At 56.4% G+C, this 14,282-nt stretch carries 1 protein-coding gene; it reads left to right on the top strand.

The features are described 5' to 3' along the window. Nucleotides 1–201: 201 nt before the first annotated feature. A complete protein-coding gene (locus NSU18_RS14065; RefSeq protein ID WP_341149316.1) occupies nucleotides 202–14,271 on the top strand; it encodes an S-layer homology domain-containing protein in 14,070 nt (4,689 codons plus the stop codon). The last annotated feature ends 11 nt before the right edge of the window (nucleotides 14,272–14,282 follow it).

Genomic DNA, 14,282 nt, shown 5'->3' with positions numbered 1-14,282 from the left:
ACCGTTCAAAATATTTATTTCATTAAATAAAAAACCGCGAAGCCTTGCTGCTGCGCGGTTTTTCTCTGTTTGTCCCCGAAAGTTTTCATTATTCTTTTATTCCCTTCCTTTAGACTCGAATATACAAGATATGATTTTGTCTATGAGAAAAATCTCATTGATTGTCGAAAACATGGGTGCTGTGATGAAGGGGGAATTGACGTGAAGAACCACCGGGCAAAACAGAGAATCAGGCTCTTGCTCCATTGGCTGTTGATTGTCAGTCTAATTGCGGGGCTGTGGAATCCCGGACTTTGGCAGACTGGCCAGGCAGAGGCTGCGGCTGTGAACGGGACAGCCTCTGCTGCGAGCGATATCAGCGGTCATTGGGCGGAGCCGCAAATGAGCGAATGGATCGGGGGCGGGTATATCAAAGGCTTCCAGGATGGAAGCTTCCGGCCTGATCAGGCTATCTCACGCATAGAGTTCGTGGCGTTAGTGAACCGCTTGTTCGCTTACCGGGGAACGGGAAAGATCAGCTTCAAGGATGTTCCCTCTGCGGCCTGGTTCGTCTCACAGGTGCAGGCAGCGGTCCAGGCCGGATATGTGACGGGATTTCCTGACGGGACCTTCCAGCCGGACAAGCCGTTGTCACGGGTGGAGGCGGCTGTGATGCTCGCCAAGCTTACGCCTGTACTGATGAAGGACGGCGAAGATCCGCTGAAGGGTTTCAAGGATGCGGGCAGTATTCCGGGCTATGGCCGTGATGCACTGGGTGCTGTGCTAAGTGCCGGTTACATGAAGGGTTTCCCGGATGGAACGATTGCAGCTTCACGGCAGCTTACACGGGCCGAAGCCGTAGTACTGTTGGACCGTCTGAAGCAGCAGTCCGGCAGCCGGGCAGAGGGAGGGATCATTCCTCCGGCGAAGACCTTGGAGACCGGCGGCACTTATGGTCCTGCTACAGGCTCGTTCACCGTTGCCGGTGATCTTACCCTGAATGCGCCGGGCATAACGCTGCGCAATATACAGGTTCAAGGAAATCTGCTCATCGGCTCCAAGGTCGGAGACGGAGAGATCTACCTTGAACAGGTGACGGTACAGGGCAGCACGGATATTCAAGGCGGCGGTGCCCATAGTGTACATATTAATCAGTCCCGGCTCGGTGTCGTAACCGTGGATCGGGCGGACGGTCTGGTGCGGGTTGTGGTCGGCGGGACAACGATCATCAGGCAGTTGAATGTCCAGTCTGAGACTAAGCTTGAGTCAGAGCAGAGCGGGACAGCGTCCGGCGGGATTGAGGGAGTTGTCATTTCAGGGTCGGGTGAAGTTACCCTGAGCGGAGACTTCAGCTCGGTGGAGATTAAGAGCAACGTCAAGGTTGTGGTCACCTCGGGGACCATAGGCCGCTTAAACGTTGCCGGGGGAGTTAGTGGTTCGGCTATTACGCTGAACGAAGGCGTGAAGGTGAGTGATCTGGAGCTGCATGGCACAGCCAGTGTATCGGGCACTGGGGAAATCGTGAAGGCGCTGGTAGATGCTCCAAAAGTAGTGTTTGAACGTTCCCCAGGCAGCGTGGAGACTACGGCACGCGGAGAGTACACGGTTACTGCTCCGGCTGCAAGCACGCCTCCTGCCGGAGCAGGTGGAACTGGCGGAGTTAGTGGTGGAGGCGGCGGTGGTGGTGGAAGCAATCCGACGACCCCGCCATCCCCAACAGCCACTCCATCCCCAACACCTCAGCCGACCCTGCCGCCTGCAGGGCAGCCGCTTGAGGTAGCAGTCACTGCTTCGCTCGGCACCCTGGGAGGCTTCATGCTTAGCTTCAGCAAGCCTGTTGCGAATCTGACAGCAGCAGAGCTCTCGCTGAAGGATGCCGCGGGACAGGCCGTAGAGATAGCCTTCATCGGCTCACTGAACGGAGGAAGCACTTACCGGGTTGCCGCAGACTTGAAGGAGGGAGAGACCTACTCTGTGACTCTCTCCAAGGCAGGGTATGTCTTCGGCGACCCGTTAACCTTCGTTGTTCCGGTGACCGCACCAGAGGACATTCAGGTCGCTACAGCGGCGCTTAATATTACCGCAGCTGGCCTGGAGGTCCAATTTGATCAGCCGGTCGCAGATGTGCCGCTGTCCGGCTTCACCCTGAAGCGCAGCGGGACGGGCGAAGCTGTAGCTATTCAAGAGGCTGCCGCTCTTAACGGCGGAACCTCTTACCGGCTGGCAGCCGGCTTGCAGGAAGGAGCTACCTACCTGCTAACTGTGTCGAAGGCGGGCTACCGCTTCGGCGGGGTGGTGTCCGTATTCGTTCCGGTCACCGACCCGGTAGTGATCTCAGTATCTGCTGAGGTCTACGGCATTACGGAGAAGGGCTTCCAGGCATCCTTGAATCCGCCAGTGGCGGGGTTGACCGCTGCCAATTTCGCCCTGACGGCGGGGGATGGCAGCGGTGTTCCAGTGGACGGAACGGCTTCCACAGAGGATGGCGGAGTATACACGATTACTGCCGGGCTTGTTCCGGGCAGCACCTATACGCTGAGTATGGAACGGAGCGGCTATAGCTTCGGGACAGCTCTTGAAGTGACTGTACCAGCCGCAGGCAAGGTGAAGGTTGAACCTTCGGTTGGCACGGTGCGAACCTACGGCTTCATCCTGTCCATGGATAAGACAGTGCCGGATGTAGATTCACTGAGCCTGGTGCTGGAGAACGCTGCGGGCGGGCCTGTCAGTATCGATATGCTCAGTACAGTGGTTCCGGGCCGGCAATATGAAGTGTGGGCCAGCCTGGCCCCGAAGGATTCGTATACTCTTTCACTTGATATGGACGGGTATGAGTTCACGGAACCGGCGGCTCTGGCAGTCCAGGCAGAGGAGGTTCCTTCTTCGGCAGGCTGGGTGACGCATAGCGGATTTGAGCTGCGGTTTGCGCAAGGCGCACCGGACTTCCCGGCAGGCGATATGACTCTGCTGGCTCCGGGCGGCGGGGCCGTAGCGGTGGATGAAGTCCAGCTTAGTCCGGGCAGAACATCGGCAGTGATAGCCGCGGATCTGCCCGCAGCAGGAAGTTATGCTTACCGTGTCAATCTCTATGACGGACGGTTCATACAAGGGACTGTAGTTGTTCCTGAGACAGTGGAGATTAGTAAGTATACGACCTTCGACGGGTACCCTGGTGCTTATAGCGGCCTTACGGTTCACTTCGGGCGGGCGGTGCCCGGGTTAACAGTCTCGGCCTTTGAGCTTAAGAATAGCAGCGGCGGGGCGGTTGTATTGGACTCGGCGAGCTCCAGTGACGGGGGCCGCACCTACAAGCTGCTTACCACGGAGATTAATGCCGGAGGCCCATTTGTACTTGGCCTTACGGCTCCGGGCTACAGCTTCGGGAAGCCGGCCACACTGGTGAATGCGACTCTGAATGTGTGGGGAGCGGGGCGGAAGCCGACCCAATTCATGGCTGGACTGAATCCGCGCGTGCCGGATTTGACGGCTGAACAATTCAGCGCCACGGATCTGGCAGGCCGTGAGGTTGCGATTACAGGTGTGACGTGGGATAACCAGCAGCGGATTTATGTAGTGACTTTTGACGGAGAGGGCGGTCAGAGTTATTACGTATCTGCCCATGCGGACGGGTATGACTTCGGCGCGCCGAAGAAAATTTATGTGTATGCCCAGAACACGGTGGTAGATCCGACATACAGCGGCTTCACGCTTGTGATGGCACCTGCGATGAAGATTAATACGCAATACGGCTTTAAGCTAACCCGTGCCTTCGAAGGCACAGAGGTTCCGATCCAGAAGATCGTCATGAACGATCAGCAAGGCGGAAGCTATCAGTTCTCAGCCGCCTTGACCCCGGGCTACTACAGTCTCGCGCTGGATGCGGAGGTGGACCCGAACGTTGTCTCCTTCTTGGTTCCGCTAACCGCTACAGTCTCTGTCGGAGAGATTGAGAACAATGGGCTGCTTGCGAAGCTTGATTATGCCGTGGATGGGCTGGATGCCGGGAATTTCGTATTGCTCAACAACGATACAGGTGATCCGGTAGTGGTATCCTCGGCGTCAACGACGGACCAGGGCGCAAGCTACCGGCTGTCGGCCCATCTGGCGGGAGGCAGCTACAATCTGAAGCTGGCCGGGCATCTGCCGGAAGCGGGTGTGAATTTCAAGGTTGCGGCTACCACAGACGCAGGAACAACAAGTGTATCGAAGATCACGAGTGCAGGCTTCGAGCTTTCCTTTGCCAATCCGGTGATGGGCCTGCTGCCTGGTGACCTCACGATCACGGATGCGCAGAATAACAAGCTAAGCGGAATTGCCTTAAGCACGAGTGACAATGGCGGGACCTATCGTGTGCGGGTAACGCTTGCGGAGAATGCGGACTACACGATCATGCTGAAGAAAGGGTACATCCTCTTCGACTCGCCGGTCACATTCCATGTGAATAAGTGGATTGCCGCCAGCATAGCGGATGTAACGAAGGACGGGCAGTTCACCTTGAAGTTCACTCCCGCGTTCCCGGAGATTGAGAATTATCTGGGACTGTCGTTAACGGATGAAGCGGGCACGCTCTATTATCCGAATCTGTTCGAGTCGGCAGACGGCGGGGCGAGCTACCAGCTTCGAGTGCCGGGCAATCAGCTGCAGCCGGGTATGGCCTATATGGTTAAGCTGGACAAGGATGAATTCTCAATGAATCCGGTCTCCTTCCGGCTGCCGCCAGCGCTGACAGTTACGGAGGCGACGACAGCAAGCGTGAAGGTGCAGCTGGATGCGCCGGTTCCGGGGCTGGCCCAGCGGCATTTTGTGATCCGGAATGCCTCTGGTGACAGCATTGCACTGACTTCAGCGGCGACCACGGATGCGGGCGCTCATTACACTCTGGCCGGTGCCTTTGCAGGCGGACAGACGTATACGGTGCAGTACAAGCCTGATGTAGCTTATCAGGTGAATGAACCGGTTGCTTTTTCAATATCCGCAACGATTACGGCTGTGGTCAGCAATGTGACGGTACTGGGGTTCAAGCTTCAATTCAGCTCCCGGGTTCCCGGTCTCACCCCGCGGCAATTGATTCTCCGCGATCCAAGCGGCAATCTGCTTCCAGAATCCGATTATTCACTTAAGACAACGGATCAGGGGCTAAGCTACCAGGTGACGCTGAATGCGGCGGCAGCGGGCAAGGGGTATACGCTGGATCTGGCGAGAGAGGAATTCCGGCTGGCTTCTCCGCTCTCCTTCGATATCTCGGCGTCGGCTGCTCTCCGGCTGGTGGGCACTGTACTGAACAAGATTGTGGTGTCGGTTGCGCCGAATCTGGCAGATATGACACAGGAGCACTTCACCCTGTATGACAGCAAAGGGCGCAAGACTGCAATTACGGTGACCTCTCAAGGTCCGGCTAGCGCGATGTACAATATTGAAGGGAAATTCGACGCCTTCGAGACGTATACTCTGCAAGCCAAGTATCCCGGCTATCTGTTCGGGGCTCCGCTTACGGTGGGCTTCCAAGTAGGGGTGTATGCAATCATTCACAGCCAGTCGCGGAGCGGCTTCAAGCTCGTATTGAGCACGGAGGTGCCTGGTCTAAGCGCTGCGGATATTACGGTCACTGATAAAGAGGGAAATATCGCTGCGGTACAATCCCTCCAGGCTTCCACTGCTCCAGGCAGCTATAACGTGCTTGTTCCGCTATCCGGCGGCAAGACGTACACGGTGAAGATTGCTGCGAAGGCACCGTATGTGTTTGACAGCATTGACCCGTTCACCCTGAATGCGGCTGCGGTCACGGTGGATCAGCTGTCGCTGACCGGCTTCAAGCTGAATCTGTCTTCCCCGCTCAGTCTGGACCCCGGGAATCTTAGCCTGACGGATGAGCAGGGCGAAACGGTTAACCTCCGTTCGATCCTTACCCGGGATGCAGGCCGGTCTTATGAGGTTAGTGTCTATCTGAAGGCAGGCGTGCAGTATAAGCTGGGCCTGCATGTGGCGGGATACGATCTGGGTACGGAGCTGCCGTTGTCCATTCAGGCTGTTGCGGCTGCATTCGAGGGGATGGAGAGCGGGAACAATCAGGCGTTCACCGTCCGTTTCGATCAAGCGATGCCAAGTCTGCTGCCGGGCGATTTCAACATTACCCAAGGGGAGAACACACTCCAGACTCATCCCTTGAAAATATCGACAGCAGACGGAGGATTCACCTATAAGGTGGAAGCGAGCTTCTGGGGAACCGAGCGTTACGCGCTGCGCATTGCGAGGCAGGGATATGACTTCGGTGCTCCGCTCTTCATTGAGGTTCCGGCGATGATCAGCGCGGCTGTGCTGAGAACAGGCTCGGATTACGTGGAGCTCGGACTGAATCCCGGTGTCTTCGGACTTAGCGCCGCTGATTTCACGGTCAAAGACAGCAGGGGGCAAGCGTTGCCTGTGTCCTCTGCGGTGACGGACGACCATGGCTTGACCTACCGCCTGAAGGCAGCCTTTGCCGGAGGCCAGACCTATACGATTGTGCTGCAACAGCCGGGCCATGACTTCGGGGAGGTCTTGTCTGCTACGCTGCCAAGTGTGATTACAAGTGAGACAGGGCCGGTTAACGGGCAAGGGGTAACGGTTCTCCTGAACCCGGCTGTTGGCGGGCTTAAGGCAGGCAGCTTCAAGCTGGCGGATGCTGCCGGGCAGGCCACTCCGGTTACAGCTGTCAAGGAGCTGAATGCGGGAGCCGCGTATTCGTTATCTGCTAATCTTACAGCTGGAGCGGTCTATACGCTGACTATGACTGCGGCAGGCTATGACTTCGGAGCCCCGCTTGCGGTGAAGGTACCGGTTCCCATCGCACTGAGCTATGACTCCATACAAAACGACGGGCTGACGGTGAAGCTGGACCCGGCTATTCCGGGACTTCACGCAGCCAGCTTCATCTTGAAGGATGCGGAGGGCAATCAGAGCGTTGCATCTGCGGCAACCACGGCAGATGGCGGTGCAACCTACGCTGTGCGGGCGGCGCTGCAATTTGGAACGGATTACAGCATGAGTATTGCGGCTGACGGGTATGATTTCGGAATGGTGCTGCCGTTCACGGTGCTGCAGCCTGTCGCCAAGTCTATTGAGACGCTGTCCAAGAACGGGTTCACTCTGCGCCTGCAATCCGCAGTTCCAGATTTGAAGGTCAATCACATTCTGCTGAAGGACAGCAGCGGTGAGGCTGTTACGCTTGATTCCCTGGTGACGGCGGACGGCGGGCTGACGTACCAAGCGGCAGCGAAGCTAATTGAAGGGGCGGGATACCGGCTGGCCTTGACCGCTAAGGGGTATGATTTTGGCCCGTCGGTTCATGTGGATGTTCTTCCGATGCTGCAGTTGACTGCGGGTAGCATTAGTACCTCAGGCTTCAGTCTGAATCTGAGCAAGGCCGTGCCTGATCTGAAGCTGTCTTCCGTTCGCCTTAGCGGACCGGACGGGCAGGATATAACCCTTACCGCAAGCTCATTCTATGATGCTAATCCCGGTACAGCAGATGCGGGCAAAGTATATCAGGTGCGTGTGCCTATAAGTGCAGGACAAACGTACACACTTACGGTGCAGGATTCAATTCACCCGGTAGAAGGGCCGCTGGAAGTGGTTCTGCCGGTTGCGGTTACGAGCCAGGTCACCCGTGCGGATACCGGCGGAATAAGTGTGCTGCTGGCCCGCAAGTCTATCACGTTGCTGCCTGAGGATGTGGAGCTTCTGACGGCTGCAGGCGATAAGATCAACGTGACGGGGATCGCAGCGGGAACTGACGCCGGCACCTTCATCATTCAAGCCCGGCTTGCTGAAGGCAGCACGTATATGCTGACTCTGAAGAAAGCGGGGTATGATTTTGGCGCAGCGGCTAAAGTGTACGTGGCTTACCATGTTGCCTCAAGCCTCACCGGAGTGAATGAGAATGGCTTCACTGTAAGCTTCAGTGCGCCGGTTCCAGATGTACAGTTCAGCTTGCAGGACGCCGGCAACAACCCGGTCACACTGGGCGCGGTGTCCACCACAGACTTCGGCCAGACGTACAAGGTGGCAGCGAACCTGGCCTACAATAAGGAATTCAAGCTGCGGCTGAGCGCAGCGGGGTATGAGCTTGGAGCGGAGCTGACGGTGAATAATATAAGCGCGCCGCCGCAACTTATGGATGCAACCTCTTCAGAGAGCGGAACCCAGGTGATCCTGACGTTCGACAAGCCGCTGGCCAGCGTAACAGCAAGCGGGTCCTTCTCCGTTAAGATCGACGGACAATGGCAGAGCTCCGTAACTGCGGCACTCGGCGCAGATCCGGCGCAGATTCTCCTGAGCTGGAATAGCAGCGGCCGGGTAATTGGCTCAGCCTCTACGGTATCGGCAGCTTACACCGGCGTGAACCGGGTGAAGGCGGTCAATCAGACGTTCCTGGCTGTCTTTGACGAATTGCCGGTGGCCAATGTGGCGACCCTGGCCGGGTTCGTCTCCAGCTATGCCTATAAGAACGATGCAGCCTACCCGGCTCAAATCCTTCACAAGCAATATGGCAAGACGGCGCTGGAGACGGCGGAGCTTCTGCGGGACGGCGGCTTCAAGGCAGCGAATCTGTACCGTGCGGTGCTGGTCGAATACGGGATGATCCGTTCAGAAATCACTCCTATCCTGTATGCAATGAATGCGGATGCGTCAGCGCTCTTTGATGCTTACAATTCGCTTAAGCCAGCTACGGCTGCGTATGATGGATTGATTATAGGAGAGCTCCTCTCGGCGGGCTATTCGGCCAGCGAGATTGGCCCGGTCCTTCAGCGATTTGGTCTGCTCAGCAAAGATATCCTGGGATATCTGAAGCGCTACAATGTACCGGTGACAGAAGCGGCGAAGGTCCTGAGGGATAACTGGAATGAAACAAGCGGAAATACCGTGGAGTTACTCGGGCGTACGGGTTATGACAGCAACGGGATTGCCGGAGCTGTCCAAAGTGCCTATGGTCTGAGCCACGCAGAGACGGTGTCCGCCATGGCCGAAGGCAAGCAGCCGGCAACGAAATCGGCAGCGGTCATTAAGGAGCTGTACCAGGAGGGTGCGGTTACAAGTGCAGCCTGGCTGTCTCAAGCCGGATATCCGGCGGCGGAGGTGAGCAAGGCGATTGCAGAGCAGTACAGCTATGCCAGTGCGGCTGAAATGCGGCAGGCCTTCATGGACGCCGGCTTCCCGGCAGCCTATACGTATGCTCTGCTGCGGCGGGAGTATTCCCAGCAAGATGCGGCATCCGAGCTGCTTAATGCCAAGGTGTCTGCCCGGGAAGCGGCTGAAGCGGTGAAAGCAGCCGGTGACGGAGCCGCTGTTATCATTAGCGCCTTAACGGCCAAGCACTATGAGGTGCAGGAAATTGCCCTCATTGTGAATGATTTATGGGTATCGGCGGGTACCCCGTTAAGCGATATCCTTGCCCAGTTCGCTGCTGGCGGATATGAGCCTTCGGCACGGGCCGCGCTGCTGCGGGAGCAGTTCCGTGCAGAGCTTCCGGCAAGCATTGCGGCGCTCTCTCCAGGGCTTACCCAGACCCAGCGGGAGCATATCCTGAAATACCTGTTGGACGGGGGATATGATCCGGTTCTCTTAGCAGATTATTATCTGAAGCAGGGCAGCCATCCTTATGAATTGTTCAGACAATTCAGGCTGGCGGGCAAGACGCCGGTACAATCGCTGCAGACGATGCATGATGCCTATATTCAAGCGGGAACACCGCTGACGTTGAGCGGAGCCATGGATCTGTTCTACAATGATTACAATACCCGTTACGAAGCAGACCAGGTCCTGACGGCGCTGCGTACTGTGTTCGCCCAGGAGGTAGACGGGAAGGCGGATGCTACCGCACTAGCGGCCGTTATGAGTAACTCCAGACTGTGGGATAAGTACGAGATTGCCAAGCCGCTTATCCGGCAGATGGGCCTCACCATGCAGGATTGGGTGGAGCTGGAGCGCACTGAGGCTTTGTCCCGGTTCGGCTGCGCCTGTGATGTACGTACGGTGGTGAAGGATACCCAGTATTTATTCGCCGGTGCAACCCTGCCGGAGATTACGGTAGCCATGAGCTTATCCAGCAGCTATACCTTGAACATGATAGTGGAAGGAACGATTAATCTCTACCCTACAGGGGGTGTCAGAGCGAAGGGAATGCCTTACCTGATCTCTGCGCTGAAAAATGCAGGGTATTCCTTCGAAGAAGTCGCTGCGGAATTCGACCGCCAAGGGTGGAGCGAATGGGTGTCTGTCTTCAGCACATACGGAATTGCAGCAAGTGATGTGACTGCCTATTTGGTTACAAAAGGTCTTACCATGAGCCAGGTCATTGACCGGCTGGCTCCTTATCCGCTGAAGGACCGGGCGCTGGTCCTGCGCGAAGCCTATGGGCTGGATAGCGCTGCTACGATTGCACTACTGCTTCAGCAGACTGATGAGGATCAGGAGGATATCGGCCGGGCAGCGGCCTGGGCCTACGGCAACGATCCAATCGCGCTGTGGATTCAGACGCTGCGGGCGCAGGGGGCTACAGCCTCCTCTGTGATTAATACGCTCGCCGCACGGTACCCTGCCTACTGGCAGTCGGACAAGGTGGGCCCGGCCCTGATTCAGGGCGGATTCAGCCAGGATGAGGTGATGAGGGGGCTGCTGATCCATGCCGGAGTGCGTAACAACCTGAAGGCAACGCTTGCGCTGCTGCAGTCGCTGTATAGCCAGCAGCAGATTACCGTTGCGCAGCTGCTGAGTGCGGCCAAGCTCAAATCACCGGGAGACGGACTGGAATTTCTGCAGAAGGGCGGCTATAAGCTGCCGGATATGGCCCGCGCACTCAAAGATTATTACGGGCTTACGGCCGGTGAAGCAGCCAAGCTGCTTACCGCCGCTTACCCGAATGATCAGAGTCTTATTCTCTCCGGGCTTGCTTCCGTATACGGACAGACGCTCGGAAGTACGGTAGCAGAAGCGCTGCAGGAGCAGGGAATTACTGAAGTAGGAACAGCTGTTGAATATCTGTGGAATGCGGGATTCGCCCCCAAAGATATTGCGCTTTCCGCCAAAGACGCCTTCCATCAGGATGCAGGTCAAACCGCACTGCTCTTCGTGCAGAAGAATATTCTGGCAGATAAAAATGTACTGGTAACGACCCTTGCCTCTGTCTATGGACTGTCCGTAGAGCAGGTGATCCATGCGCTGCTTGTCCGGCAGGGAGACCCCTCCTTCGAGGGAGCCATTGCCTTTGTGTTCCAGGCCCGGTTCAGTCTGGCGAACAGCATCAGGCTGGCCAAGACAGAATACGGATTATCTGCGGGAACCGCCTTGCAGCTGCTCGGAGATTCCCGGCTATACCGCCAGGAGGATATCCTTGCGGGGGTGACGGATATCTACCGGACCTCGCAGCGTGAGAGTATCGTGGATTCACTGGCAGCCAGCGGGCTGGTCACCCTGGAATCTGCCGTAACCTTCCTGCGTAACATGAAGTTTGATCTGAACGGGATCGTCCGGGTGGGCAAGGAGCATTACCGGTTAACGGCCGGTGAGACTGCCGCCGCTCTGACTGTCGAGGGCACTTATAGTGATGAGGACATCCAGAGTGCGGTGTCCTATGTATACGGACAGAATCTGACGCAGACCCGGCTCGATACGCTGAATGCGCTGGGGATCACCGTGTTCGCTGATGCTGTGCCGGAGCTGATAAGCGCCGGATTTGCACTCGCCGACCTGGTGCTTGCAGGCAAGACGCACTACAAGCTCAGCGCCGGAGAGACGACTTACAGCCTGCTGCAATCCGGGAAATATCCGGCGGCAGACATTCTGACTGCTGTGGCGGAATTCTATGGCAAGCCGGTAAATGAGAGTGTAGAGGAGCTGCTGAACCGCAGCGGAATTGCTTCCATCCAGGATGCAGCGCCATATCTTCGTTCGCTGGGCTACACACTGCAGGATGTGAGTGAAGTATCCAAGAACTACTACGGTAATACGCTACAGGCTACCTATGACGCCTTGCTGTCGCTCCACTTGGAAGACGCCAGCATTATAGAATGGACGGTGCGGCAGGTCTACGGGACAGCTGCGGAGGAAGGTGCTACGGCTGTAACACCTCAATCTATCCTGCAGGAAGCCGGAATTACAGGGGAGCCAGCGGCCATTGCCTATCTATGGACTGCGGGCTACCCGCTCCAGGATATTGTCAGAATGCTTAAGGAGTATAACGGGAAGTCCGCAGCTACAGCCGCAGCACTGCTGATTGCCGATGGCTCGTTCAATACCTCTGCGGTTCTGAGCAGCATCAGTGCTATATATGGCACTGCTTATGATCCCGCTGTAATGGAGCTCTTCAGAGCACAGGGCATCTTCACAGAGGCCCCGCAAGCGGCGCAGGTCTTGAGCACAAGCGGCTACCGGATGGCGTATATCGCAGAACTATTGAAGAAGAGCTATGGCAAGACGGAGGCGGAGACGAAGGCCCTCCTGAACGGACTGGGTATTTACACAGCGGATGCAGTACAGAAGACAGTGGCTGAGGTGTATTTCGCAGTGGGCACATCCTCTGGAACGCTTCAGCAAGTGCTTGATCTGTATGGAATCACGGGTGCAGAAGCTGCTGTAAGCCTGCTCTATAAGCAAGGTACACCGGTGCAGGATATCCTCCAGTATTTGAAGGATGCTTATAACCTGGGTGCCGATGAAGCAACCGCCCTCCTGGCTGTGCATGTCAAGGGTCCAGAGCTTGGGTTGGCCGTCACTACGGTGTATTACAGCAGCACGAATGTCGGTTACCTCGCGAAGCTGATTCCGGCCACCTCTATGGGCAGCCCGGGTACAGTGGCGAACTATATGAAGGCGAATTTCAGCGATACCGATATCGTGCTTGCGCTGAAGGTGATGTTCAATCTGGACGCTCTGGGAGTACTGGATGCAATCACTACTGCGGTGATGCCTGCGGAGCGGGTCCGGGCAGCGGTAACCGAAGTGTTCGGGGCTGATCCGCTCTATGCCTATCTGAAGCGCATGAAGGACCGGGGAGCGAGTGCCAATGATGTCGCTGCCGAACTGAATCTGCGGGGACTGCTTGAGCTGGCGCCGTCCGGCTACCTGGTGGATACACTGCGGAGTCTGGGGTACGACAACGCCAGCATTCTGAAGATGCGCTACAATTATTTCAACGAAATGCGCCAGAATGCAGGCACGGAAGAGGAGCAGGGGACACAGCTGGTGCAGCTCGGCGTGAATACACCAGCTGCCATCGTTCAGTTTTTGCGCAAGTGGAGTCTGGCTCCTTACAAGATGCTTAAGATCGTAAGAGCAGGATTGCCTGATGCGCCAATCGCGGAGATTGCCCTTGCCATGCGTGAGCAGGGCTACGGTGGCGAAGCGATTATGGGAGGTCTTGAGGTTGTTGGAGAAGGCGGGGACAGCATTGCTGCGATTCTACGGAAGCTCGGACTTCCAGTAGAGCAGGCCCTGGTCTTCCTGGGCAAAAGCTGGTCCGTGGACGAGCAGCTGCAATGGCTGATCCGCAATGGGTATACACCAAGCGAATACATCCGCTACCGGAATGTGGAGACCGACAATACCATTGCAGTACTGAGACAGCAGCTCGGCCTGTCCGCAATTGATATTGCCAAGCTGCTGAACAAGTATAAGGGCAGTATGAGCCACTATTACTTAGCCAAAGCCCTGTATGACGGAGGATTTACACAGGTTAGTGAGGTAGCGGGTGCTCTGATCGCGATCAATTATCAGCCGGTCTGGCTGCTGGAATTGCTGGTGGGGATTGGCGGCTGGACCATGGATGATATTGCCCAGGGGATGCTGGATTCCGGGCTGATCTCACTCGTGGATCTGGGAACGGCGATTCAGATGGCCACGGGCGGCGTGCTCAAGGAGACCTACCGTATTCTCAAAAAGGTATCTACCGCCAAACAGCGGGAATTCTATGACAGTCTGAGCAGCATCGAGCGCAGGCTGCTGGACAACAATGAAATCGCCATGATCGTGGTGGTATCTGCCATGCGTAATGGAAGGATCAGTATCGCCGATGTTACCAATCAGCTGAAGGTGACAGAAGTGATTGAACCGGAGGATGCACTGAAGGTGCTGATTGTATCCGGGGCAAATGTGCTGGATTCGGCCGGAGCGGTATGGGATGTCTACCGCGATTACATTGGGGCGAAGATTGTCCTTAAGATGTTCGAAAAGGCGGCAGGCAAGTATATCTCGGACTTTAAAAATTACTATACGCTGGTCATGACGTTATCCAAGATTATCTACAAAGTATCCAAGTAAGAAATGAGGGT

Source organism: Paenibacillus sp. FSL H8-0048 (assembly GCF_038002825.1).
Lineage (GTDB): Bacteria > Bacillota > Bacilli > Paenibacillales > Paenibacillaceae > Paenibacillus_AQ.
Note: the sequence above shows the minus strand (reverse complement) of the source record. Positions and strands in the feature narration are given on the sequence as shown.